Here is a 24,997-nt window from a genome sequence, read left to right as displayed (position 1 = left end):
TTAGAACATAAGAGCAGGCTACTTGTATTATTGAAAGTGGTGTGCTAGATTATTGTTAGCATAGTGTTATATATTGATAATACTGTGCGTGGTTATGAACAATGATATAATACAATTTTTTTCTAGGAGGAAACGATGAGAGGACTACGTACACCAGTATCAGATTTGAGAAAAAGCATTTTTACGGAGGTAGCAAAAATTGCTTATGAAGCAGACAGTGCAAACCTGAACGATGCCGTTGAGGCAGTTCCATATACAGTTTGCCCTGGAGATGTTCCTACATACCGTGAAAGTATTTATAGAGAACGTGCGATTGCAGCAGAAAGAGTAAGACTTGCTATGGGTATGTCTTTACGGCCACAGGATAAACCGGTACATGTTACCAGTGGCCTCGAAGAGAGCAATGTGGCAGAAAAATATTATGAGCCACCTCTTATGCAGGTAATTCCATCTGCATGTAATCTGTGCGAAGAAAAGAAATATGAAGTATCCAATATGTGTCAGGGATGTATTGCACATCCATGTATGGAGGTATGTCCAAAGGGAGCAATCTCCCAGGTAGATGGCAAATCCGTAATCGACCAGGAAAAATGTATCAAATGTGGAAGATGTAAAGCAGCCTGCCCATATGATGCGATTTCCAAGAAAGAAAGACCTTGTTCCATGGCTTGTGGAATTGGAGCAATTGGAACAGATGAATACGGAAGAGCAAAGATTGATGCAGATAAATGTGTATCCTGTGGTCAGTGTATGGTAAGCTGCCCATTCGGAGCAATTGCAGATAAATCACAGATTTTCCAGTTGATCCGTTGTATGAAAGAAGGCGGAGAAGTTATCGCTGAAATTGCACCTGCATTTGTAGGTCAGTTCGGACCTGGAGCTACTCCAAAGCATGTAAAGGCAGCTTTATTAGAACTTGGTTTCTCAGAAGTTGTTGAAGTTGCACTTGGGGCTGATATCGGTGCAGTAGCAGAAGCACATCACTATGCAAATCATGTTGCAACAGGAGAGCTTCCGTTCTTACTTACTTCCTGCTGTCCTGCATGGTCCATGCTTGCAAAGACACAGTTCCCGGATTTAATCGAGAGCGTATCTTCTGAGCTTACACCTATGGTTGCTACAGCAAGAAGCATTAAGAAAGAACATCCGAATGCAAAAGTAGTATTTATCGGACCGTGTGCTGCTAAGAAACTGGAAGCAAGCAGAAGAACTGTACGAAGCGATGTTGATTTTGTAATCACATTTGAAGAGTTAGACGCTATGTTTGCAGCAAAAGGAATTGATCCGAACCAGACGGATGGTGAAAGCTCCATGCATGATGCAACTGCTGCAGGTCGTGGATATGCATGTGCCGGTGGTGTTGCAGATGCCATTGAAAAATGTATACATGAGTATTATCCGGATGTGGATGTTAAGATTGAACATGCAGAAGGTCTTGCTGAATGTAAGAAGATGCTGATGCTTGCCAAGGCTGGTAAGATGAATGGATATATGATTGAAGGAATGGGATGTCCTGGCGGATGTATCGCCGGAGCAGGAACTATTCTTCCGATTCCGAAAGCAAAACAGGAAATCGAGAAGATTAAGAAAGCTTCTACCAAGCAGCTTCCTCCAAAGGAATTACGGGAAATCGAATTAAATTAATAGTAAGAAAGCGGGTTAATAGAATGAGCAAGGTTAGAACCAGATTTGCACCAAGTCCTACAGGAAGAATGCATGTAGGAAATCTGCGTACAGCACTTTATGCATATTTAATTGCAAAGCATGAGGGCGGAGATTTTATTTTAAGAATTGAAGATACAGACCAGGAACGTTATGTTGAGGGAGCGGTAGATATTATCTACCGTACCCTTGAGAAGACTGGATTGTTACATGATGAAGGTCCGGACAAGGATGGCGGTGTTGGCCCATATGTGCAGAGTGAACGTCAGGCACAGGGAATTTATCTGGAGTATGCGAAGAAACTCATTGAAAAGGGAGAAGCATACTATTGTTTCTGTGATAAGGAGCGTTTAGAGAGTCTGCGTCAGACTGTTGCAGGTAAAGAGATTATTGTTTACGATAAGCATTGCCTGCATTTAAGCAAGGAAGAAATAGAAGAAAAGCTTGCTGCAGGTGTTCCATACGTTATCCGTCAGAACAATCCTCAGACAGGAACAACAACCTTCCATGATGAAATCTATGGAGATATTACCGTTGATAATGCGGAGCTGGACGATATGATTCTGATTAAATCAGACGGATATCCGACTTATAACTTTGCCAACGTAGTAGATGACCATTTGATGGGAATTACACATGTAGTAAGAGGAAATGAATATCTTTCTTCTTCTCCAAAGTATAACCGTCTGTATGAAGCTTTTGGCTGGGATGTGCCAGTGTATGTACACTGTCCGTTAATTACCAACGAAGAGCATCAGAAGTTAAGTAAACGTTGTGGACATTCTTCCTACGAAGATTTGATTGAACAGGGATTTTTAACAGAGGCAGTTGTAAACTTTGTGGCATTACTGGGGTGGAGTCCGGCAGATAACCGGGAAATCTTTTCTTTAGAGGAGCTGGTAAAAGCCTTTGATTATCATCATATGAGTAAATCACCGGCTGTATTTGACTATACAAAGCTGAAATGGATGAATGGCGAATACATCAAGGCAATGGATTTTGATTCGTACTTTGAAATGGCAGAGCCATATATCCGGAAAGTAATTACCAGGGATTATGATATCCGCAAGATTGCGGAGATGGTGAAGACCAGAATTGAAATCTTCCCGGATATTGAGAATCTGATTGACTTCTTTGAGGAACTTCCGGAGTATGATACCGCAATGTATACCCATAAGAAGATGAAGACCACAGAAGAGAGCTCTTTGGAAGTCTTGACAGAGATTCTTCCGGTATTAGAAGCTCAACAGGATTACAGTAATGATGCACTGTATCAGACACTTTGTGATTTTGTGGCAGAGAAGGGCTGCAAGAATGGTTATGTATTATGGCCGGTTCGTACAGCGGTTTCCGGTAAACAGATGACACCGGCAGGTGCAACTGAGATTATGGAAATTATTGGTAAGGAGGAGTCCTTAAAACGTATCCGTACCGGAATTACACTTCTTACGAAAGCACTTGAGAAATAAAAGTTACGAGGCATTTCATGCAATTTAATGAAGCACAACAGGAAGCTGTTGATTTTTATCAGGGTCCCTGCCTTACACTGGCGGGGCCCGGTTCAGGCAAAACTGCCGTAATTACCCATCGAACGAAAAATTTAATAGAAAAATATGGGGTGTCACCATCAGAGATTCTGGTGGTGACATTTACAAAAGCAGCCGCTATGGAGATGAAGGAGCGTTTTCTTTCGCTAACGAATCAGACATCCACAACGGCTACTTTTGGTACTTTTCATGCGGTGTTTTTTACGGTATTAAAGTATGCTTATCATTATCGGGCAGAAAATATTATAAGAGATGAGCAGAAGGTGGTATTTATCCGGAATCTTTTACGTCATTTTCCGATTGACTATGAAGATGAAAATGAATGCATCCAGACTCTGTTATCTGAAATCAGCGGTGTAAAGAATTCGAACATTCCCATTGAACATTATTATTCTTCTAATTTTCCAGAGCATACATTCCGGGATGTATTTATGAATTATCAGAAGATGCTACAGAAGAACCGGCTGATTGATTTTGATGATATGTTAGTTTATACCTATGAACTTTTCAGCCAGCGGAAGGATATCTTAGCACTCTGGCAGAAGAAGTTCCGGTATATTTTGATTGATGAGTTTCAGGATATCAATGGATTGCAATATGAGATTATAAGGATGCTTGCAGCACCGGAAAATAATCTCTTTGTGGTAGGGGATGATGACCAGTCTATTTACAGGTTCCGCCAGGCAAGACCGGAGATTATGCTGAACTTTGAGAAGGATTATGCTGATGCAAAGCGGATTGTATTAAATTATAATTATCGTTCCGATGGAAATATTGTGGCAGCGGCAGGAAGACTGATTGCCCACAATACAGGGCGGTTTGCAAAGGATATTAAGGCATTTCATCCGGCAAAGGAAGCGGTAGTATGTAAGACTTACCGGACGCAGCGGGAAGAAAATTTAGGATTGATTCATGCACTTAAGGAATATACCGCAGCTGGTGGTGACTGGTCGGACGCAGCGGTGCTGTTTCGCACTAATACACAGCCAAGACTTCTGATGCAGCAGTTGATGGAATATAATATTCCTTTCCGTACAAGGGATAATATTCCTAATATTTATGAGCATTGGATTGCAAAAGATATGGAAAGTTATCTTCGGATTGCCCATGGAAGCAGAAGAAGGGCAGACTTCTTACAGATTATGAACCGGCCGAACCGTTATATTGGGCGGGACAGCCTGGAAGAGGATACCGTAGCATTTGATGTCTGGGCAGATTATTATGATAAAATGGAGCAGTCCTGGATTGCACGAAGAATCGACCGGCTTTATCATGACTGCAAAATGTTAGCCGGAATGAAGCCTTTTGCAGCGGTGAATTATATCCGCAAGGGAATCGGCTACGATGACTATATCAAAGAATATGCAGATCAGAGAGGTATGAATGAGGAAGAACTTTTGGATATTCTAGAACAGCTTACCGATATGACCAAAGAGTTCGATAGCTTTGATGACTGGCAGAAACAGAAAGAGAAATATTTAAAAGAATTACAGCGTGCCATGGAGAAGCAGCGGACGAAGGGAGAGGGCGTTGTCTTATCAACCTTACATAGCTCGAAGGGATTAGAGTATGATGTGGTATTTTTGATTGATGTAAATGAGAAAATCATGCCCTATAAGAAAGCTGTTTTAGATGCGGATCTGGAAGAGGAACGCAGAATGTTCTATGTTGGGATGACCAGAGCAAAAAAACAGCTCTACCTCTTCTCGGTAGAGCTGTTGAATAATCACAGTGCAGAACCATCCCGGTTCTTAAAAGAATTGCAGGAAACGTAATGGATGATTAGTTGTCCATTGCGTCAAATTCTGCTTCATCTAATAATTCATCAAAACGGTCGGAGACAACTTCGTATTCTTCGTCACTGTCAATATTATCTAAAGAAGGATTTCCATCCTCATCCTCGGAGTAACGATAGATATATACTTCACCATCTGCATTTTCATTTCCCTTTTCATCTAAGGGCATCAGCGCAATATAATCCTGTTTTCCTGCTTCAAAGATAGTAAGAATTTTGCATTCCACATCCTGCCCATTGTCTAAATTCAATGTCACCATGATATCGTCTTCCTCTTTTAACTGTTTGTTTTCCATAAAATACCTCTTTCTTTATATAATTGTCTGAACGTAGAGTTCCGGACGTTTTTCCAGATTGATAAATATACTGTCTTCTAACCGAACCACCGGACGAGTCAGGCGATGCTTGTTAATCAGCACAATTTTACCGGTCATGCCATTACTTAACATGACATCATTGTTAATATATGTATTGGCAATATGCTCCAGGAAGCTGGTAATAAACTGGGGTTTGTATTTACCCAGACCCTCCCGCTCAAAAGTGGCAATGACCTCAAACGGGCAGACGCCGCGGCGATAACAGCGGTCAGCAGTCATGGCATCGTAGACATCTGCAATAGCAACGATATTGGCAAAATCATCAATATCATCTCCGATAAGTCCGATTGGATAGCCGCTTCCATCACAGCGTTCATGATGGGTGAGAGCAATTTTTTTGATGCGGACAGATACATTCTGATTTTTCAGCAGTTCATAACCATATTCGGAATGTTTTTTCACCAGTTCATATTCTTCCGGGGTCAGGCGTCCTGGCTTGTTAATGATTTCCGGTGGAATTTTACTTTTTCCTATATCGTGTAAGAGACCACCCAGAGTCAGAGTTTCTAAATCATCTGCATTATAATTCTGCCACATACCAATCATTCGGCTGATTAAAGAAACATTCAGACTGTGGGCATAAGTGGAATCGGTAATTTTGCGCATATTGTGCAGCATATCGAACATGGAAATTGTAGTGGAATGTCTGGCAAAAAGATCTAAAGCGCAGGATAAAAGAGCCTCCTGATCAAAAGGAATGTTTTTTGTGACAAAATCATTGATGGATTTTTCTAAAAAAGGTACTTTTTTTTCGTAATTTGCTTTAAAAACTTTGAATTCTTTACTGTTTCTTACCCGTTCAGAATACCGGTCAACCGCTTCCTTTTCTTCAGCCATTGACTGAATGGCATCAACAGGCAGAGCACCGTCTATTATTCTGGCACTCTCAATTCCATAAAACTCAAGGTGTGCAATCATTTGAGTTGTCAGCATTTTGTGTGCTTCTACAATCATCTGCCCATGCCTGCTCATGACAGGAGTGGCAGTCACCATGCCAGGTTGTAAATCCTTTGTTGCAACTGTATGCATGAATATACCTCTTATATCACTAATTAACAATACACTACACTATAATTATAAAAATTTACATATCAATTGTCAATGAATCGTGTTATAATCTTTTCAAGAGACTTGAATATAGGAAAGTGCAGGATGATGAAATGAAATACAATGTTCGGGAAGGCGATTACAGAACCATGGGAGCAGTTGTGCATAGTGATGGGGTTGTATTTACCTTTGAGGGGAGAAAAGAGCAGAAATGCAGTATTGTACTGTATGAAAAGAAAACAGGGAAAATTGAGAAAATACCGGTTCCGGATACTTACTATGTGGGTGCACTGCGCTCAATTATGGTAATGGGCATTGAACCGGCTTCTTTTGATTATAATTTTGAAATAGACGGTAAGGTTATGACAGATCCATATGCCAGAAGAATTGTAGGCAGGGAAAAGTGGGGAGAAAAGGAACGCTTTGGTATGGATTATCAGGTGAAAAGCGGTTTCTCCACAGATGTTTTTGACTGGGAAGAGGATGTGGCACCGGAAATTGCCAAAAAGGATATGGTCATGTACAAACTTCATGTGAGAAATTTTACCATGGAGGGTAGTAATGGCGGAGCAAGAAAAGGAACTTTTGAAGCAGTAGAGAACCGGATAGGATATCTTCGTGATATGGGCGTTACAACCGTTGAATTTATGCCTTTTTATGAATTTGAAGAGCTGATGATACCGGAAACCTGTGAACTGCCGGATTATGTGACCTGGAAGGAAGAACAGAAGACAGATACAAAGAAGCTGCCGGAAGTTGAGAAGATAAATTGCTGGGGCTATACCGAAGGCAATTATTTTGCGCCGAAGGCTGCATTTACCAGAAGCAGACAGCCGGAGCATGCCTTGAAATCATTAATTAAGGCATTGCATAAAAATGACATGGAATGTATTATGGAAATTTATTTTCCTGATACCATCAATCAGAATCTGATGTTAGAAGCCCTGCGCTTCTGGGTGATGGAATATCATGTGGATGGATTCCGTCTGATGGGAGCAAATCTTCCGATTCGTGCTATGGCACAGGATTTGATTTTGTGCCGCAGTAAGCTGTTTGCAGATACAATTCCGGAGGATTTGCTGGAACAGGATTATGCATATCCGCATTTATTTGTTTACCGGGATGAATTTTATTATCCGTTGCGGAAAATGTTAAATCATAAGGAAATCTGTCTTACCGATTTTGTAAACCAGATGCGTAAGCAGAAGAAACATGCCGGATTTGTGAATTACGCAGCATCTAATGATGGTTTTACACTGGCAGATGTATTTATGTACAGTGAGAAACATAATGAGGCAAATGGGGAAAACAATGCGGATGGAAATGACTGGAATTACAGTGACAACTATGGCATTGAAGGACCAACCCGCAAAAAATATATAGAAAGCCTGCGTAAAAAACAGCTTCGAAATGCGATTACGGCAGTATTTTTAGCACAGGGTATTCCACTGCTTGCTGCCGGTGATGAGATTGGTAATTCCCAGAGGGGAAATAATAATGCTTATTGCCAGGATAATGCAGTTGGCTGGGTAAACTGGAAAAATGATAAGAAATATGCTTCCTTACAACAGTTTGTAAAGAAAATGGCAGCCTTTCGTAAGGCACACCCGGTTCTTCGGATGGAAGAGCCGATGCGGATGAATGATTATAAGGGACTGGGATATCCGGATCTTTCTTTTCACTGCGATAGTGCATGGACTGTGGGATTTAGCCCGAACCGCCAGTCGGTTGGGATGCTTTATTGCGGACTGTATGCGGATTGTGAGGAAATGATTTATGTGGCATATAATTTTCACACCGGAAAACAGTTCCTTGCACTTCCAAAATTGCCAAAAAGCAAAAAATGGTATAAAGTAATGGATACAGGAAATGAAAATGGTTTTCTGGAGAAAGAAATGATAATGGATGCAGTCCAGGTAGAAATTGCCGGGATGTCCATTCAGATATTAATAGGGAAATAAAGTAAGATGAAAGCATGGAAACATTTTTGCACAATTAATCATCACAAGATGTTAGTCATGAAAGGCTGTTTTAAAGTTGGACTTTACCGCCAGGGCTTATTGCATGATTTGTCGAAATATTCACCAACGGAATTTTTAGTGGGCTGTAAGTATTTTCAGGGAAATATGAGTCCCAACAATGCCGAACGTGAGGATAAGGGGTATTCCGCAGCCTGGCTGCACCATAAGGGCAGAAACAAGCATCATATGGAATACTGGATTGATTACGGACCGGATAAATGCACCGGAATTACTGGAATGAAGATGCCAACAAAATATGTTGTTGAGATGTTTATTGACCGGGTGGCAGCAAGCAGGAATTACCAGAGAGAAAAATATACCGACGAAAGTCCTCTGGCTTATTACGAACATGGAAAGCAGTATCATATTATTCATGAGGAATCAAGAGAACTTTTAGAGTGCCTTCTTCATATGCTGGCAGAATGCGGCGAAGAAGAGACTTATGCATATATTCGATATGAAGTATTGAAAAATAAAAGAAAGAAGGATAAATAAATGTTAGACGGAAAGAAGATTTTATATAGTGGAATGCAGGCAACAGGAACCCTTACCCTTGGAAATTATTTGGGAGCATTGAAAAACTGGGTAAATCTTACAAATGAATATGAATGTATCTATGGTGTTATGGATTTACATTCCCTTACCTTAAGACAGGTGCCGGCAGAGTTCCGTAAAAATGCCCGTTCTCTTTATGCATTATATGTAGCGGCAGGATTAGACCCGGAGAAAAACTGTATTTATTATCAGTCCCATGTATCCGGACATGCAGAATTAAGCTGGATATTAGGCTGCTTTACCTATATGGGGGAATTGAACCGAATGACACAGTTTAAGGATAAGGCTGCAAAACATGCAGATAATATCAATGCAGGTCTTTATACCTATCCTGTATTAATGGCGGCTGATATTTTATTGTATCAGGCAGATGTGGTTCCGGTTGGCGTAGACCAGAAACAGCATCTTGAGATTACCAGAGATATTGCACAGCGTTTTAATGCTATTTACGGAGATGTATTTACAATTCCGGAGGCATATATCGGAAAAGCAGGTGCAAAGATTATGAGTCTGCAGGAGCCGGAGAAAAAGATGTCAAAGTCCGATGAGAATCCAAATGCAACCATCCGCCTTTTAGATGATAAAGATACCGTTATCCGCAAATTTAAACGTGCAGTAACCGACTCCGGCAGTGAAATTGTATATCGTGAAGATAAACCGGGCATTAGTAATCTGATTGATATTTATGGTTGTGTAACCGGTAAGACAAGAGAAGAAACCGAAAAAGAATTTGACGGAAAAGGCTACGGTGATTTCAAACTGGCAGTAGGAGAAGCAGTTGCTGCAGAGTTAGAGCCATTGCAGAAACGTTATGGGGAACTGATGGCAGACAAGACCTATCTTGACAGTATGATTAAAAAGAATGACGAAAAAGCAGCTTATTATTCTAATAAGACCTTGCGTAAGGTGCAGAAGAAAGTCGGACTTACCGAAAGAATCCGTTAATCCGAAAATAGATTGTCCAGATTTGGAACATGAAATTCAGGGAACAGCATTTGCATATCGGCAGGAAGTGGAGCCGTAAAGCAGAGCTGTTCCTTTGTGATTGGATGTTCGAATTTTAACTGGCAGGCATGAAGAGCCTGCCTTTTTAACATGGAAAAATCCGGATAATAAAGAAAATCTCCGATTAAAGGGTAGCCGAGGTAGCTCATATGGACACGGATCTGGTGGGTTCTGCCGGTGTCAAGCCGCAAAGCAATAAGGGAGAGTGCATCCGGTGAAAGAGGCTCCCCTGAAAAAGTATTTTTTGAAAAAATTTCTTTCACAGCTAGTCTGCGGTAATGGGTGCAGGCGTATTCACCTTGCCCAAAATCTACCTGACGCTCTAATACAGAACCTTCCTTTCTGCCGATTGGCGCAGTAATGGTACCGGATTCCGGGGTAATACCACGGACAATGGCAAGATAGGTGCGGTGGATTTTCCGTTCGTTCATCTGTCTGCCTAAGATACCGCCGCTGAGACTGTTCTTTGCAAGGATTGTGATACCGGTAGTATCCTTATCCAGCCGGTTGATGCAGCGGAAAGGACCGGCTTCGTTTTTGCTGCCCAGATAATAAAAGACAGCATTGGCGAGGGTATGTTCGTAATGTGTCATGGATGGGTGGACAGGCATGTGTGCCGGTTTATTGATAACAAGAATATCTTCGTCTTCATAGAGGATGGAAAGGGGAATGTTTTCCGGTGCAGGATAGTTTTCCGGCATAGATTCTTCTAAAATAGTCTTTAATTTATCAGAAACCTTCAGCCGGTCACTGCTGTGCCCGGTATCACCGTTTCGGAAAAGAACATTTTCGGTGCGGAAAAGATGTGCCCGGAGCCCTTTCGGGTATCCTTTTTCCGTAAGAAATTCTCTTATCGTATAGTTTTTGTATTCATTTGTTATGGTATAGTCTAATATTCGCTTCATAAGGATAATTATAAAGGAAAAAGACACAGAAGAAAAGGATAGAGATAAAAAAAGAGGAAAGGCACGAAGAATCTGGCAGACGCATAGAATATAATAAATCGCTTTTTAAGGGTGCTGTATTGAAAACATTTTTATCTCCATTGACTATACAGGAAGAGAAGCAATATTTAAAACAGCTTGGGGAAGGCAGCCTTGAAGCAAAACATATTCTGATAGAACATAATATGCGTCTGGTAGCGCATGTGGTAAAAAAATATCAGAATGTGGAAGAGGATATGGAAGATCTGATATCGATTGGAACCATTGGATTGATTAAAGCAATCGATACCTTCCGGGTAGAAAAAGGAAATAAGCTGGCAACTTATGCAGCGAGATGCATTGAAAATGAACTTCTGATGTATCTGCGCAGTAAGCGTAAAATTGCCAGGGAAGTGTCTCTTTATGAGCCAATCGGAACAGATAAAGAGGGAAACCAGATACATTTACTGGATATTGTAGTGCATAACGAACCGGATGTGGTGGAGCAGATGGAGTATGACAGAAATGTGAAGACCTTATATGAAATACTGCCGCGGGTACTAAACAGACGGGAACAGATTATCATAAACCTGCGCTATGGCCTAAAAACGGACTGTCCGGTGACACAAAAGGAGATTGCAAAAAACTTAAATATTTCGAGGTCCTATGTTTCACGAATTGAAAAAAAGGCATTGGAGAAGCTGAAAGCTTATTTTGAAAAAGGTTACAATTATTAAATTTTTATAATGTGTTAAATTGGTATTTGAAAAGGATGGATTTCATGATATGATGAGTCCATCTTTTTTATCGAAATAAATGATGAATAACCCATCTTGGGGCTACTCATGTAAATTGCAGAGTTCTTCTGCAGAAAAATCCCGGACAAACAAAATGAACAGAGAAAATGAAATAATTACAAAAAACAGAATAATTGCAAAACAGAAAGGTGAAATTTAATGTACAGTATTGTATCAACGGCAATCGTGCGTGGCATTGAGAGCATTCCTATCCGCGTGGAAGCAGATGTGACGGATGGTATGCCAGTGTTTGAAATGGTAGGATTTTTATCGGCAGAAGTGCGGGAGGCAAGAGAGCGGGTGCGGACAGCCCTTAAAAATTGTGGATACCGTCTCCCACCAAAACGGATTACGATTAATCTCTCGCCGGCATATGTAAGAAAATGCGGTTCGTCCTTTGATTTGCCGGTAGCAGTGGCAGTGCTTGCTGCAATGGGGATTATTCCGAAAGACAGGCTGGAACAGCTTCTGATTGTAGGAGAAGTAGGACTGGATGGAAGAATAAAACCGATTCATGGAGTATTGCCCATCGTGACAAAGGCTGCACAGGAGCGGATGGACGCCTGTATGGTGCCGGTGGAAAATGCCAAAGAAGCTGCATTGGTAAAAGGAATCCGTCTGTTTGGTGTAAACACACTGGAAGAAGTGATAAAAGGCTTTAATGATGAAATAAAATTCTGGGAGCCTGAGAAAGAAGAAATCGGGCATGAGAAAAAGGTTAAGAGAAAAGAAGTACCGGATTTTTCAGAAATTAATGGACAACAGTTTGTGAAAAGAGCCTGTGAGATTGCGGTAAGCGGCAGACATAATCTCCTGATGATTGGACCACCAGGCGCAGGAAAGACAATGATTGCAAGGAGAATTCCGGGTATTTTACCGGAGATGACGGAAGATGAGGCCCTGGAGGTAACAAAAATATACAGTGTAAGGGGACTTCTGACGGAAAGTGAAGCATGGATGGCAGAACGTCCTTTCCGTAATCCACATCATACCATAACACCACAGGGACTGGCAGGTGGTGGAATGGTTCCGGGACCGGGAGAAATCAGTCTCGCCCACCATGGTGTACTCTTTTTAGATGAGCTGGCGGAGTTCCGGCGGGAAACCTTGGAAATTTTAAGACAGCCTATGGAAGAACACTGTGTAAAGCTTGCAAGGCTTGCCGGAAATTATGAATTTCCGTCGGATTTTATGCTGGTGGCTGCCATGAATCCCTGCCGGTGTGGATATTATCCGGATTTGAACCGCTGTCATTGCACGAAAGGAATGGTGGAACAGTATTTAAAGAAAATCAGTCAGCCTTTATTGGACAGAATTGATATCTGTGTAGAGACAAAGCGTGTGGAATATCAGGATTTGATTAAAGAAAATCCGCATCAGGAGACTTCGGCAGAAATTAGAAAAAGGGTGGTTGCAGCTATGGAGCGGCAGCAGCAAAGGTTTGCCGGAACTAACATTCGCTATAACAGTAGAATTCCGGCGGCATTACTGACAAAATATTGCAGATTATCGACAAAACAAAAACAGTATATGGAAAGCATTTATCAGAAGCTGGAATTGACAGCCAGATCTTATCATAGGATTTTGCGGGTGGCGAGAACCATTGCAGATATGGACGGTTCAGATGAAATCCTAACCAGACATTTAAGTGAGGCGGTCTGTTATCGGAATGTAGATAAGAAATTCTGGGAGGGATAAATGGAATGAAATATAAATACTGGCTGGCGTGTATGGCACAGATGGCAGAAAACATTGGAACCGGAAAAGTGGAAAAACTGTTTCGTTTTGCCGGAAGTGCAGGAGTCTTATATGACATGTCAGAAAAGGAATTCATGCAGATTCCGGGCATTACCGAAGCAGATGTGAAGTCTGTTCTTACCTATAAAAAAGCATGGAACTTAGAAGAAGCATGGGAGAATTTAAAAAGAAGCGGACTGTATCTTGTAACAAGAGAGGATGAAAACTATCCGAAACGTCTTTTATATATCAATAAGCCACCTTATGGAATTTTTTATAAGGGCAGTCTGCCACCGGAAGATAAGAAAAGTATTGCTATTGTGGGAGCAAGAAGATGCAGTGAATACGGTCGTTACTATGCAAAACATCTGGCGGAACTGGCAGTAAAAGCAGGCTGCATTATAATCAGTGGACTGGCTGCAGGAATTGATGGAGCAGCCCACAGTGGTGCCATGGCGGCAGAGGGAGAAACTTATGCTGTTATGGGATGCGGGGCAGATTACTGTTATCCCAGACAGAATCAGAGTCTTTATCAGACTATGACACAAAAAGGCGGAATTCTATCTGAATATATGCCGCAGACAAAACCTTTGGGAAAGTTGTTCCCGCAACGGAACCGGTTAATCAGCGGGCTTTCAGATGTGGTAGTTGTAATAGAAGCAAAGGAGCGGAGCGGTTCATTGATTACGGCAGACTTTGCCTTAGAGCAGGGAAAAGATATTTATGCACTTCCGGGGCGTGTTGGAGATGTGTTAAGTGGAGGCTGTAACCGCCTGATACGGCAGGGGGCTGGCATCATAGTGTCTCCGGAGGAATGGTTTAAGGATCTTGAAATTGATCTTGCCAATATAGTAGTTTCCAATGCTTTTTCAAAAAAGGTACTTGAAAAAGATGAAGGGGTGGTGTATAGTGTTCTCGATTTGCAACCGAAAAGTGCCCAGCAGATTTTGGAAGAAACAAAGCTTCCGGTAGACCGGATGTGTGAGATACTGCTGACGCTGGAAAATGCAGGTTTTATCAAAGAAGTATATAAGAATTATTATATAAAAATACATGAATAACCGCATAGAGAGAACAAAATAAAGGAGCAGGGTTATGGCTAAATATCTTGTTATTGTTGAGTCACCGGCAAAAGTTAAAACAATTAAAAAGTTTCTGGGGAAGAATTATGAAGTGGATGCATCCAATGGACATGTGCGTGATTTACCGAAGAGTACCTTAGGATTTGATGCAGAACACGGATTTGAACCAAAGTATATTACCATCCGGGGAAAAGGTGATGTACTTGCAAAATTAAGAAAAGAAGTGAAAAAAGCAGATGTCATTTATCTTGCAACAGACCCTGACCGTGAGGGAGAAGCAATTTCCTGGCATTTATATCAGGCACTGAATCTGGCAAATTCTGATAAAAAGGTTTACCGGATCAGTTTCAATGAGATTACCAAGAATGCAGTAAAAACTTCTTTAAAAAAACCGAGAGACATCGATATGGATTTAGTGAATGCCCAGCAGGCGCGCCGTATGTTAGACCGTATGGTGGGTTACCGGATTAGCCCGTTATTATGGGCAAAGGTAAAAAGAGGCTTAAGTGCAGGACGTGTACAGTCTGTGGCATTGCGTTTGATCTGCGACCGTGAAAGTGAAATAAATGCATTTATACCGGAAGAATACTGGACCTTAGATGCAAGCCTGAAAGTAAAAGGTGAGAAGAAACCGTTAACTGCAAAGTTTTACGGAACAGCAAAAGAAAAAATGAATATCACCTCAAGAGAACAGGCAGATGCTATTATGGCAGAGCTTGAAAAAGAAAAATTTACCGTAACAGATGTGAAAAAAGGGGAACGTAATAAAAAGGCTCCACAGCCGTTTATCACCAGTACCTTACAGCAGGAAGCATCCAAGGTATTGAATTTCTCCACACAGAAAACCATGCGTTTAGCACAGCAGTTATACGAAGGTGTGGATGTAAAGGGAATCGGAACGGTTGGTCTGATTACTTACCTGAGAACAGATTCTGTCCGTATTTCAGAAGAAGCAGATGCTATGGCACGCAGCTTTATCGCAGCGCAGTATGGCGAGAATTATGTTTCTTCCCATGTACAGGAAAAGAAGAACAGTAACAAGATTCAGGATGCCCATGAAGCAATCCGTCCGTCTGATATTACAAGAACACCGGTAATGGTAAAGGAATCTTTATCCAGAGACCAGTTCCGCCTGTACCAGTTAATATGGAACCGTTTTACCGCAAGCCGTATGAGTGATGCAAAATATGAGACAACATCCGTAAAAATCGGTGCTGGAAAATACTGTTTTACCGTAGCAGCATCCAAGCTTGTATTTGAAGGATTTATGTCTGTATACACCAATGAAGATGAAGAAAAGGGCACACAGAATGTAATGCTTAAGTCCATTGATAAGGATACAGAATTAAGTTTTGATGCATGGGATGAAAAACAGCATTTTACACAGCCGCCTGCTCATTATACCGAGGCATCTTTGGTAAAGGCATTGGAGGAACGTGGAATTGGAAGACCAAGTACCTATTCTCCGACCATAACCACCATTCTTGCCAGAAGATATGTGATTAAGGAAAATAAAAACCTTTATGTTACCGAGCTTGGTGAAGCAGTAAATTCCATTATGACAGAAGCATTTTCCAGTATCGTGGACGAACATTTTACCGCTAATATGGAGTCGCTGCTGGATAGCGTGGAAGAAGGAACCGTAAACTGGAAGACTGTAGTAAGCAATTTCTATCCGGATTTGGATGCGGCAGTAAAGCAGGCAGAAAAAGATCTGGAAAAAGTGCAGATAGCGGATGAAGTGACCGATGTAATTTGTGAAGAGTGCGGCAGAAATATGGTAATCAAATACGGTCCGCATGGTAAATTCTTGGCGTGTCCTGGATTCCCGGAGTGCCGTAATACCAAACCGTATTTTGAGAAGATTGGTGTTGCCTGCCCGAAATGCGGCAAAGATATTGTACTACGTAAAACCAAGAAAGGCAGAAGATATTACGGATGTGAGAATAATCCGGAATGTGATTTCATGTCATGGGCAAAGCCGTCATCTGAGAAATGTCCGAAGTGCGGAAGTTATATGGTAGAAAAGGGCAATAAGCTTGCCTGTGCCAATGAGCAGTGTGGCTTTTCAGAGGAAAAACCAAAAAAGGATGAAAAGAATTAAAAGTACAATTCAAATTCTTGAATTATCAGAATAAACATGATAAAATATTAAACAGTCTAGTTATTCTGAATATAGCGTGGAGGATATAAGTATGAGCGTTCAGCTGTTGGATAAAACAAGAAAAATAAATAAGCTTTTGCACAATAATAATTCGTCAAAGGTTGTGTTCAATGATATCTGTGAGGTTTTGACAGAGATATTGGATTCCAATATCCTTGTTATCAGTAAAAAAGGAAAGGTACTCGGAAGCAGCCAGTGCCGTGGAATTGATGAGATTCATGAACTGATTGTTGATGAAGTAGGCGGGTTTATTGATTCTATGCTGAATGAAAGACTGCTTGGAATTCTTTCCACAAAGGAAAACGTCAATCTGGAAACATTAGGATTTGAATCAGATATTAAGAAATATTCTGCAATTATTACACCGATTGATATTGCTGGTGAGCGGTTAGGAACATTGTTTGTATATCGTTATGATAACCAGTATGACATTGATGATATTATTCTCAGTGAATATGGAACAACAGTTGTCGGACTGGAAATGATGCGTTCTGTGAATGAGGAAAATGCGGAAGAGACCAGAAAAGTACAGATTGTGCGTTCAGCAATCAGCACACTTTCTTTTTCAGAGTTAGAGGCAATTACTCATATTTTTGATGAGTTAAACGGAACAGAAGGTATTCTTGTAGCCAGCAAGATTGCAGATCGTGTAGGAATTACACGTTCCGTTATTGTAAATGCATTGCGTAAGTTCGAAAGTGCAGGAGTCATCGAATCCCGTTCTTCCGGAATGAAGGGAACTTATATCAAAGTTGTAAATGATGTGGTGTTTGATGAACTTGCCAGAATACGAAAGGCAGATTAACCATAGAAATATAAACAAACAGGATATAAAGAAGAGCACACGGATGGTGCATCGGATAAAGGGATTTATAGTGGGAAAAAGCTGTAAATCCCTTTTATATTGTGTGGCCAATTGGAAAAAAACACTAGATAATGTAAAAATAAGAAAAAAATACTTGTGTTTTTTACAAGATTATTTATAATAAAATATGATGCGATAACAATATGGATAACTATGGAGGTGCAGTATGATAAGTTCAAATGCGTTTGACTATATGAATGTGCTGAATAAGGCCGCAAGTGCGAGCTGGGAAAGAGAACAGTTAATATCAAATAATATTGCAAATGCTGATACACCTGGATATAAACGCCGGGATTTGGATTTTGAAAGTACATTGGAATCCGAACTGGGCAAAAGCAAATATGTTTCACTGGATGACAAGGTGGCAAATATCCATATGGACCATCTGAATGCAAAGACATATATCGACAATGCCTCTTATTCTTACCGTCTGGACGGCAACAATGTTGACCCGGAGCAGGAGAATGTAGAGCTTGCCTCAGAAACAATCCGTTATCTGGGATTGACCAACAGTATCAGTCAGGAAATATCACGGTATAAAACCGTTATTAAATAAAATTGTGTGGGAGGAATAAAGAATGGCATTATTTCAGTCGTTTGATATCAGTGCGTCCGGTATGACGGCGCAGCGTTTTCGTATGGATACCATTTCTGAGAACGTAGCAAATGTAAATACAACCAGTACAGAGAATGGAACACCATACCGCAGAAAAATTGTAACTTTTTCGGAAAAAGGTGTAACTCCGTTCAGCAAAGTGCTTTCTGATTCCCGGGAAGGCTATGTGGGAAACGGAGTAAAGGTTTCTTCAGTGACAGAAGATTATTCTACTGATTTTACTATGGAATATGACCCATCCAATCCAGATGCGGATGAAAATGGTTATGTGTCATATCCGAATGTGAATATAGTAACAGAAATGACGAATCTTATTGATGCCAGCAGAGCATATGAGGCGAACGTAACAGCTTTTGATGCAAGCAAACAGATTGCACAGGCAGGATTACAGATTGGTAAATTATAAAAGATATTTGGAAAGGTGAGATAAACGATGAATGTTAATGTATTAACAGGAGTTTCGTCAGATGTTTTTAATACACAGAATGCAGCTGCAACACAGCAGTCAAACAGTGCGGAAAGCTTTGATAATATTCTTGCAACGGCAATGAACATGGTGAAGGAAACAAATAATTATCAGAACAATGCAGAGGAAGAGGAAATTAAATTTGCATTGGGAGAATCAACCAATACCCATGAATTGCTTGTGGCGCAGGAAAAGGCAAACATTGCATTATCGTATACAGTTGCAGTAAGGGATAAAGTAATAGATGCTTATAAAGAAATTATGAACATGCAGATTTAGTATAGGTAGGATGAGTAGATTATGCCAGACAGATTGAAAGCAATATTAGAAAAAATAAAAGAGTGGTGGCTGAAGTTTACAACAAAGCAGAAGACGCTTCTTATCAGTATTACGGCTGTAGTAATTCTTGCATTGGTGATACTGGCTGTCGTGATGACGAAACCTACGATGGTTCAGCTGATAACCTGTGAGGATGCAACGCAGGCATCGTCTGTAAAAGACCTTTTGGATGGAAACAGCATAGATTATGAGGTTTCTTCTGATGGAATGACTTTTTCGGTAAATGCAAAGAATCAGGCAGATGCAAATATTTTGCTTGGTTCAAACAGTATTCCGACCAACGGATTTACCATTGATGATGCATTAAGCGGCAGTATCAGCACAACGGAAGCTGATAAGAGTAAACGGTATCAGGTTTTTTTGGAAGATAAATTTGCAAAAGAACTGGAAAATATGGATTTGATTAAGTCGGCAGATGTTAACTTAAATATTCCGGAAGATGATGGAACCTTAGTTACAAGAAATCAGGAGTCCTATGCCAGCGTTAAGCTGGAACTGAACGGAGAGATGTCCGAAGACCAGGCGGCATCTTTAGCAAGATATATAGCAACTGAGATTGGCAATTCTTCCACGGATAATATTACGATTATTGACTCTAATTCCAACCTTTTATTTGCGGGTGGAGAAGAGAGTACAGCAATCGGAACTGCCAGCACACAGCTCAGTTATCAGACAAAGAAAGAAACACAGGTGAAGAAGGCTGTTACAGATGTGATTAAGGGAACAGACCTTTATGATACGATTGATGTAGGATTAAATTTAAAGCTGAATTTTGATCAGGTTACGACTAATGAGACAAATTATTCTGCGCAGGGAGACAGGGATGAAGGACTGATTACCCATGAGGACCGTTATCAGTCAGACTCAACCGGTGGTACGTCGGGAACACCGGGAACAGACTCTAATGGAGATGGAACAACTTATGTACTTCCGGATGGAAGCACATCAGAAAGCTCTATTACAGATGATTCCATTGACCGTGCACTGGATGAAAAGAACACCCAGACCATTGGCTCTGTAGGAGATATAGAATATGACCAGTCATCCATATCTGTAACGGTAGCCCGTTATGTGACTTATAATGAGGATACCTTAAAAGCAGATGGTACTCTGGACAATATGACCTTTGATGAATTTGTAACACAGAATAACAACCGGGTAAAGGGAACGGTAGATCAGGATCTTTATACTATGGTATCCAATGCAACCGGTATCCCGGCATCTAATATTTCGATTGTCAGCTATGATATTCCGATGTTTGAATATTCTAAGGGCAGCGGCAGGGGCTTTCAGGATTACCTGCAGATTATTCTTGCGGTTCTGATTTTTGCACTGTTAGGATATGTGGTATTCCGCAGTACCAGAAAAGAAAAAGAAACTGAAATTGAACCGGAGCTTTCTGTAGAATCGTTGCTTGAGACAACCAAGCAGGCAGAACAGGAAGATTTGGAAGATATTGGTTACAATGAGAAGTCAGAGATTCGTGTCCTGATTGAAAAATTCGTAGATGAAAATCCGGAGGCTGTTGCGTCGTTGCTTCGTAACTGGCTGAATGAGGAGTGGGAATAAATGGGAACAGAAGAATATAATGGCATTCAGAAAGCGGCGATATTGCTGATAGCATTAGGACCGGAGAAGTCGGCCAGTATTTTCAAACATTTAAAAGAAGATGAAATAGAAGAACTGACACTGGAGATTGCAAATACCAGAAGTGTGTCACCACAGACCAAAGAAAGCGTATTAAACGAATTCTATCAGGTATGCCTTGCACAGCAGTATATTGCAGAAGGTGGTATTGGCTATGCCAAAGAACTCCTGGATAAGGCATTAGGCAGCGACAAGGCACAGGAGGTTATTACAAAACTGACAGCATCCCTTCAGGTTCGTCCGTTCGAATTTGTACGAAAGACAGATCCAAGTCAGGTGTTGAACTTTATTCAGGACGAGCATCCACAGACCATAGCCATGATTTTGTCATATCTGTCACCGGCACAGTCTGCAATGATTTTAGGAGCCCTGACACCGGAGAAACAGGCAGATGTTGCAAAACGTATTGCCAAGATGGACAGGACTTCACCAGATGTAATCAAAGAGGTAGAGCGTGTGTTAGAGAGAAAACTTTCTTCCCTGATCAATCAGGATTACACAATTGTGGGTGGTGTAGATGCTATCGTTGGTATTTTGAATACGGTAGACCGTGGAACAGAGAAACATATTATGGAATCCTTAGAAATCGAAGAGCCGGAACTTGCAGACGAAATCCGCAAGAAGATGTTTGTGTTCGAAGACATCCTGTTGCTGGACGACCGTGCAATCCAGCGTGTGCTGCGTGATGTGGACAACAATGACCTTGCTGTTGCACTGAAGGGTGCCAACGAAGAGGTTCAGAATGTTATCTTTAAGAACCTGTCCAAACGTCTTGCTGCCATGATTCGTGAAGATATGGAATTCATGGGTCCGGTAAGAATGAAGGATGTAGAAGAAGCACAGCAGAAGATTGTTGGTATTATTCGTAAACTGGAAGACTCCGCAGAAATTGTAATTTCCCGTGGCGGAGGTGATGAGATTATTGTCTAATTTATATAAACAGCGTTTTATCACGAATGAATCTGAGAGCCGCGTGATTAATTCCAATACGCTGGCGTATCGTATTTTAGAAGAACAGTCCCGGGCTCTTGCAAAGACAAGAGAACCGGAACAGCCACAGGCAGAGTCAGGTGGATTTGTAGAAGGAATTGCTGCACCGCAGGTGGAAACAATTGATTATGAAGCAGAGGCAAAGGAAAAAGCAGAAGAAATTTTAGCACAGGCAAATGCCGAAGCAGACGAAATCCGAAAAGCAGCCCGGGAGGAAGCAGACGAAATTCGTAAGCAGGCACAGGAACAGGGACAGGCAGAAGGTTTGGAACAGGGAATGCAGGAAGGTGCTGCGGTTTATGATGCAAAGTTAGAGAGCATTGGAAAAAGGGAACAGCAGCTGCAGGATTCTTATCTGGAACAGATGCGGGAACTGGAACCGAAGCTTGTACATACAATTACAGATGTGGTTTCCCATGTTTTCCATGTGCAGTTCCATGATAAGGATGAGATTGTACTTTATCTTGTAAAACGGGCAATGGAATCCATTGACGGACCGAAAGAATTTACAATCAAAGCAGGTCCGAAACAGGCAGCATATCTGGAAGAACATAAACAGGAGCTGTTAGAATGCGTGGGACAGAATGCAACTTTGGATTTAGTTACCATTCATTCCATGACTGAAGGAGAATGTATCATAGAGACAGATACAGGAGTGTTTGAGTGTGGAATGGATGTACAGCTGGATAATCTGATTCGTGATATACAGTCATTGTGTATGTGAGGAAAAAAGAGTGACATGTGATTTGGAAAAATATCAGTTACTTTCGGATAAGACATATTATACCTGCCTTGGAAGAGTGTCTAAGGTAGTAGGTCTTACCATTGAATCTATCGGACCGGAAGCAAAACTGAATGACTTGTGTAAAATATATCGGGATAGAGAGCAAAAAGAATATGTCATGGCAGAGGTAGTCGGTTTTAAGGATAACCGGCTGTTATTGATGCCTTTTGACAGTATTGAAGGTCTGGGTGTTGGATGTATCGTAGCAAATACGGGACATCCTTTGTCTGTTTTGGTGGGAGATGAGGTTTTAGGCCATATTCTGGATGGAATTGGACGACCGACAGATGTGGATGAGATTCATACCGATAAGGAATATCCGATTGAAGCCCCGCCACCAGATCCGATGAAGCGTGAAATCATCAGTGAGGTATTACCACTGGGAGTTAAAGCAGTGGATGGATTAATTACCATTGGAAAGGGACAGCGTATTGGAATTTTTGCGGGTTCCGGAGTTGGTAAGAGTACCCTGCTTGGTATGTTTGCAAGAAATACCAAAGCGGATATCAATGTAATTGCCCTGATTGGAGAGCGGGGCAGAGAGGTGAGAGAATTTATTGAACGGGACCTTGGCGAAGAAGGTATGCGCCGTTCGGTGGTAATTGTGGCAACTTCAGATAAACCGGCATTGATTCGTAATAAAGCAGCCAAAACTGCAACAGCTGTAGCGGAATATTTCAGGGATCAGGGAAAAGATGTACTGCTGATGATGGATTCACTGACCCGATTCTCCATGGCACAAAGAGAAATCGGACTTGCTACCGGGGAACCACCGGTTACCCGTGGATATCCGCCAAGCGTGTATTCGGAAATGCCGAAATTATTAGAGCGGGCAGGAACAGCAGAAAGAGGTTCTATTACCGGACTTTATACGGTGCTGGTAGACGGTGACGATTTTAATGAGCCGATTACCGATACAGCAAGAAGTATTCTGGATGGACATATTGTGTTATCCAGAAAATTAGGACATAAGAATCATTATCCGGCAATCGATATTTTGCAGAGTATTTCCCGTGTAATGAGTTCCATTGTTTCGGCGGAGCATAAGGCGGTGGCAGGAAAGCTGAAAAATGTACTGGCAACCTATCAGGAAGCAGAAGATTTGATTAATATTGGTGCTTATAAGAGCGGCTCCAATGAAGAAATTGATTATGCGGTTTCTAAGATAAAAGCGGTCAATGAGTTTCTGTGTCAGAGGACTGATGAAAAATTTACATTTGAAGAAGAATTGACATTGTTGGAAGATGTATTCAAGTAGGAATGAGATATGGCAAAATTTATTTACCGAATGCAGAATATTTTAGATATTAAATTAAAACTGGAAAGTCAGGCAAAGATTGCATACAGCCAGGCAAATGCAGCACTCCGGGAAGAAGAGGCAAAGCTTTTAAAACTCTTTGAGCGGAAGAATGCATATGATAACCGGGCAAAAGAGTTGGTTGAAGGCAAAATAGATTTGCTGGAAATAAAAAAATGCAGACAGGCAATTGAAAGCATGAAGGTGTTGATTCGAAGACAGATGATGCAGGTGCAGGTAGCAGAGAAAAATGTGGAAGCCGCCAGGCAGAAACTGGAAGAAGTTATGAAAGAGCGAAAGACGCAGGAAAAACTACGGGAAAAGGATTTTGAAGATTTCAAACAACAACTGGCGCAGGAAGATAACAAGGTAGTAGACGAACTGGTAAGCTATAGCTATGGCAGACCGAAAAAATAGACAGGTGGTGTAACGATGGCAGAAGAAATGGATAAGAAAGCAGCAAAGAAAGCGGAGAAGGCAAGAAAGAAGGCAGAAAAAAAGGCTGCAAAGAACATGGAAACTGATTTGGAAAATACAGAAGAAGAGGAAGGCAGTTCTTCAAAACTGGCAGTTGCTCTGGTAACATTGGTCATCATTATTGTATGGCTGGCAATACTGACACTGCTGATTAAATGGGATGTTGGAGGATTTGGCTCTACGGTAATGCGTCCACTATTAAAAGATATTCCGTATGTCAACCGGATTTTACCGGACTCTGAGGACGATCTTTCTACGGAAGAGGATTATCCATATAAGAACATGGATGAAGCGGTAGCTTACATAAAAGAACTGGAGCAGGAACTGGCACAGGCACAGCAGGGGAGCAGTGAAAACAGTGCTTATATCGCGGATTTGGAAGCACAGTCCCAGAAGCTGAAAGAATATGAAGCAAATGAGGCTGCTTTTGAAGAAGAAAAAGAAAAATTTTATAATGAGGTTGTTTTTTCGGACCAGGCACCCGATATAGAACAATATAAGGAATATTATGAGAGCATTGATCCGGATAATGCGGAACTTTTGTATAAACAGGTAGTGGAACAGCAGCAGACAGACAGTAAGATATCTGATTATGTTAAGGGCTATTCCCAGATGAAACCGAAGGAAGCAGCAGCCATATTTGACACCATGACAGATAATCTGAATCTGGTGGCACAGATATTGGAAAATATGGATGCGCAGTCAAGAGCTGATATTCTAGGGAAAATGAATTCTGATACAGCCGCAAAGGTGACAGAAATCATGAATCCTTCAGAATAAATAAAATTGAATAAAGAAGAAAGG

Annotated in this window: 23 protein-coding genes; 20 read left to right on the top strand and 3 right to left on the bottom strand. The window is 41.2% G+C overall.

Going from position 1 to position 24,997, the window contains the following annotated elements; genetic code table 11:
- Positions 1-135 precede the first annotated feature (135 nt).
- The 3 genes from DV740_RS04610 to DV740_RS04600 are packed head-to-tail and all read left to right on the top strand — an operon-like array spanning position 136 to position 4,984.
- On the top strand, positions 136-1,644 hold the full coding sequence (locus tag DV740_RS04610; RefSeq protein ID WP_118087535.1) for a 4Fe-4S dicluster domain-containing protein: 1,509 nt from the start codon (positions 136-138) through the stop codon (positions 1,642-1,644).
- A 23-nt stretch (positions 1,645-1,667) separates the two neighbouring features.
- Positions 1,668-3,131 carry a glutamate--tRNA ligase gene (gene gltX, locus DV740_RS04605; protein WP_117841179.1) on the top strand — a complete coding sequence of 488 codons (1,464 nt, stop codon included), beginning with the start codon at positions 1,668-1,670 and terminating at the stop codon, positions 3,129-3,131.
- Positions 3,132-3,148: 17 nt separating this feature from the next.
- On the top strand, positions 3,149-4,984 hold the full coding sequence (locus DV740_RS04600) for an ATP-dependent helicase (protein ID WP_117841178.1): 1,836 nt from the start codon (positions 3,149-3,151) through the stop codon (positions 4,982-4,984).
- 7 nt (positions 4,985-4,991) lie between these two features.
- Here DV740_RS04600 and DV740_RS04595 read toward each other — a convergent pair whose 3' ends face one another.
- Together DV740_RS04595 and DV740_RS04590 are read right to left on the bottom strand one after the other, a co-directional pair.
- Positions 4,992-5,300, bottom strand: a complete 309-nt coding sequence (locus DV740_RS04595) for a DUF1292 domain-containing protein (protein WP_117841177.1) — start codon at positions 5,298-5,300, stop codon at positions 4,992-4,994.
- 15 nt (positions 5,301-5,315) lie between these two features.
- Positions 5,316-6,410, bottom strand: coding sequence for an HD-GYP domain-containing protein (locus DV740_RS04590; RefSeq protein ID WP_118057412.1), 1,095 nt, complete (start codon positions 6,408-6,410; stop codon positions 5,316-5,318).
- 131 nt (positions 6,411-6,541) lie between these two features.
- Here DV740_RS04590 and DV740_RS04585 point away from each other — a divergent pair, with 131 nt between their 5' ends.
- The 3 genes from DV740_RS04585 to trpS are packed head-to-tail and all read left to right on the top strand — an operon-like array spanning position 6,542 to position 9,949.
- Positions 6,542-8,389 (top strand): glycogen operon protein GlgX, encoded by a 1,848-nt coding sequence (locus DV740_RS04585; RefSeq protein WP_118087534.1) that lies wholly within the window; start codon positions 6,542-6,544, stop codon positions 8,387-8,389.
- 6 nt (positions 8,390-8,395) lie between these two features.
- On the top strand, positions 8,396-8,944 hold the full coding sequence (locus DV740_RS04580) for a DUF5662 family protein (RefSeq protein ID WP_022243326.1): 549 nt from the start codon (positions 8,396-8,398) through the stop codon (positions 8,942-8,944).
- Positions 8,945-9,949 carry a tryptophan--tRNA ligase gene (gene trpS / locus DV740_RS04575; RefSeq protein WP_118057410.1) on the top strand — a complete coding sequence of 335 codons (1,005 nt, stop codon included), beginning with the start codon at positions 8,945-8,947 and terminating at the stop codon, positions 9,947-9,949.
- Here the strand turns inward: trpS and DV740_RS04570 are convergent.
- Complete coding sequence (locus DV740_RS04570) at positions 9,946-10,914, bottom strand: RluA family pseudouridine synthase (RefSeq protein ID WP_118087533.1); 969 nt, start codon at positions 10,912-10,914, stop codon at positions 9,946-9,948. The two genes, trpS and DV740_RS04570, sit on opposite strands and share 4 nt — an antisense overlap.
- Before the next feature lie 119 nt (positions 10,915-11,033).
- Here DV740_RS04570 and sigK point away from each other — a divergent pair, with 119 nt between their 5' ends.
- From sigK to DV740_RS04500, 14 genes are all read left to right on the top strand, one after another.
- Entirely contained in the window at positions 11,034-11,669 is a 636-nt protein-coding gene (gene sigK, locus DV740_RS04565; RefSeq protein ID WP_118087532.1) for an RNA polymerase sporulation sigma factor SigK, read from the top strand.
- 219 nt (positions 11,670-11,888) lie between these two features.
- On the top strand, positions 11,889-13,427 hold the full coding sequence (locus DV740_RS04560) for a YifB family Mg chelatase-like AAA ATPase (RefSeq protein ID WP_118087531.1): 1,539 nt from the start codon (positions 11,889-11,891) through the stop codon (positions 13,425-13,427).
- 5 nt (positions 13,428-13,432) lie between these two features.
- The gene (dprA, locus tag DV740_RS04555) at positions 13,433-14,527 is read left to right on the top strand and encodes a DNA-processing protein DprA (RefSeq protein WP_118087530.1); all 1,095 of its coding nucleotides are present in this window, start codon (positions 13,433-13,435) and stop codon (positions 14,525-14,527) included.
- A gap of 34 nt (positions 14,528-14,561) precedes the next feature.
- A complete protein-coding gene (topA, locus tag DV740_RS04550; protein ID WP_118087529.1) occupies positions 14,562-16,652 on the top strand; it encodes a type I DNA topoisomerase in 2,091 nt (696 codons plus the stop codon).
- Positions 16,653-16,743: 91 nt separating this feature from the next.
- Entirely contained in the window at positions 16,744-17,517 is a 774-nt protein-coding gene (codY, locus tag DV740_RS04545; protein WP_022243319.1) for a GTP-sensing pleiotropic transcriptional regulator CodY, read from the top strand.
- 226 nt (positions 17,518-17,743) lie between these two features.
- Positions 17,744-18,133 (top strand): flagellar basal body rod protein FlgB, encoded by a 390-nt coding sequence (gene flgB, locus DV740_RS04540; protein WP_117698276.1) that lies wholly within the window; start codon positions 17,744-17,746, stop codon positions 18,131-18,133.
- Positions 18,134-18,155: 22 nt separating this feature from the next.
- Positions 18,156-18,599, top strand: a complete 444-nt coding sequence (flgC, locus tag DV740_RS04535; protein WP_117698275.1) for a flagellar basal body rod protein FlgC — start codon at positions 18,156-18,158, stop codon at positions 18,597-18,599.
- 27 nt (positions 18,600-18,626) lie between these two features.
- Complete coding sequence (fliE, locus tag DV740_RS04530) at positions 18,627-18,938, top strand: flagellar hook-basal body complex protein FliE (protein WP_022243316.1); 312 nt, start codon at positions 18,627-18,629, stop codon at positions 18,936-18,938.
- A gap of 21 nt (positions 18,939-18,959) precedes the next feature.
- A complete protein-coding gene (locus DV740_RS04525; protein WP_117947050.1) occupies positions 18,960-20,567 on the top strand; it encodes a flagellar M-ring protein FliF C-terminal domain-containing protein in 1,608 nt (535 codons plus the stop codon).
- Positions 20,568-21,575, top strand: coding sequence for a flagellar motor switch protein FliG (gene fliG / locus DV740_RS04520; RefSeq protein ID WP_022243314.1), 1,008 nt, complete (start codon positions 20,568-20,570; stop codon positions 21,573-21,575).
- Complete coding sequence (locus tag DV740_RS04515; RefSeq protein ID WP_158552072.1) at positions 21,568-22,359, top strand: FliH/SctL family protein; 792 nt, start codon at positions 21,568-21,570, stop codon at positions 22,357-22,359. The genes fliG and DV740_RS04515 overlap by 8 nt, the downstream gene beginning before the upstream one ends.
- Positions 22,360-22,369: 10 nt before the next feature.
- The gene (fliI, locus tag DV740_RS04510) at positions 22,370-23,677 is read left to right on the top strand and encodes a flagellar protein export ATPase FliI (RefSeq protein ID WP_117698274.1); all 1,308 of its coding nucleotides are present in this window, start codon (positions 22,370-22,372) and stop codon (positions 23,675-23,677) included.
- Positions 23,678-23,686: 9 nt separating this feature from the next.
- Entirely contained in the window at positions 23,687-24,133 is a 447-nt protein-coding gene (gene fliJ / locus DV740_RS04505) for a flagellar export protein FliJ (protein WP_117698273.1), read from the top strand.
- Between the two features lie 15 nt (positions 24,134-24,148).
- Complete coding sequence (locus DV740_RS04500; protein ID WP_117698272.1) at positions 24,149-24,973, top strand: MotE family protein; 825 nt, start codon at positions 24,149-24,151, stop codon at positions 24,971-24,973.
- Positions 24,974-24,997: the final 24 nt, after the last annotated feature.

The organism is Roseburia sp. AF02-12, from assembly GCF_003461765.1.
GTDB lineage: Bacteria > Bacillota > Clostridia > Lachnospirales > Lachnospiraceae > Roseburia_C > Roseburia_C amylophila.
The sequence above is the reverse complement of the archived record's forward strand: the minus strand, read 5'-3'. Positions and strand labels throughout refer to the sequence as shown.

Coding starts and splice junctions, on each gene's coding strand:
- DV740_RS04610 (WP_118087535.1), top strand. CDS start 136: ATGAGAGGACTACGTACACCAGTATCAGATTTGAGAAAAAGCATTTTT.
- gltX (WP_117841179.1), top strand. CDS start 1,668: ATGAGCAAGGTTAGAACCAGATTTGCACCAAGTCCTACAGGAAGAATG.
- DV740_RS04600 (WP_117841178.1), top strand. CDS start 3,149: ATGCAATTTAATGAAGCACAACAGGAAGCTGTTGATTTTTATCAGGGT.
- DV740_RS04595 (WP_117841177.1), bottom strand. CDS start 5,300: ATGGAAAACAAACAGTTAAAAGAGGAAGACGATATCATGGTGACATTG.
- DV740_RS04590 (WP_118057412.1), bottom strand. CDS start 6,410: ATGCATACAGTTGCAACAAAGGATTTACAACCTGGCATGGTGACTGCC.
- DV740_RS04585 (WP_118087534.1), top strand. CDS start 6,542: ATGAAATACAATGTTCGGGAAGGCGATTACAGAACCATGGGAGCAGTT.
- DV740_RS04580 (WP_022243326.1), top strand. CDS start 8,396: ATGAAAGCATGGAAACATTTTTGCACAATTAATCATCACAAGATGTTA.
- trpS (WP_118057410.1), top strand. CDS start 8,945: ATGTTAGACGGAAAGAAGATTTTATATAGTGGAATGCAGGCAACAGGA.
- DV740_RS04570 (WP_118087533.1), bottom strand. CDS start 10,914: ATGAAGCGAATATTAGACTATACCATAACAAATGAATACAAAAACTAT.
- DV740_RS04560 (WP_118087531.1), top strand. CDS start 11,889: ATGTACAGTATTGTATCAACGGCAATCGTGCGTGGCATTGAGAGCATT.
- dprA (WP_118087530.1), top strand. CDS start 13,433: ATGAAATATAAATACTGGCTGGCGTGTATGGCACAGATGGCAGAAAAC.
- topA (WP_118087529.1), top strand. CDS start 14,562: ATGGCTAAATATCTTGTTATTGTTGAGTCACCGGCAAAAGTTAAAACA.
- codY (WP_022243319.1), top strand. CDS start 16,744: ATGAGCGTTCAGCTGTTGGATAAAACAAGAAAAATAAATAAGCTTTTG.
- flgB (WP_117698276.1), top strand. CDS start 17,744: ATGATAAGTTCAAATGCGTTTGACTATATGAATGTGCTGAATAAGGCC.
- flgC (WP_117698275.1), top strand. CDS start 18,156: ATGGCATTATTTCAGTCGTTTGATATCAGTGCGTCCGGTATGACGGCG.
- fliE (WP_022243316.1), top strand. CDS start 18,627: ATGAATGTTAATGTATTAACAGGAGTTTCGTCAGATGTTTTTAATACA.
- DV740_RS04525 (WP_117947050.1), top strand. CDS start 18,960: ATGCCAGACAGATTGAAAGCAATATTAGAAAAAATAAAAGAGTGGTGG.
- fliG (WP_022243314.1), top strand. CDS start 20,568: ATGGGAACAGAAGAATATAATGGCATTCAGAAAGCGGCGATATTGCTG.
- fliJ (WP_117698273.1), top strand. CDS start 23,687: ATGGCAAAATTTATTTACCGAATGCAGAATATTTTAGATATTAAATTA.
- DV740_RS04500 (WP_117698272.1), top strand. CDS start 24,149: ATGGCAGAAGAAATGGATAAGAAAGCAGCAAAGAAAGCGGAGAAGGCA.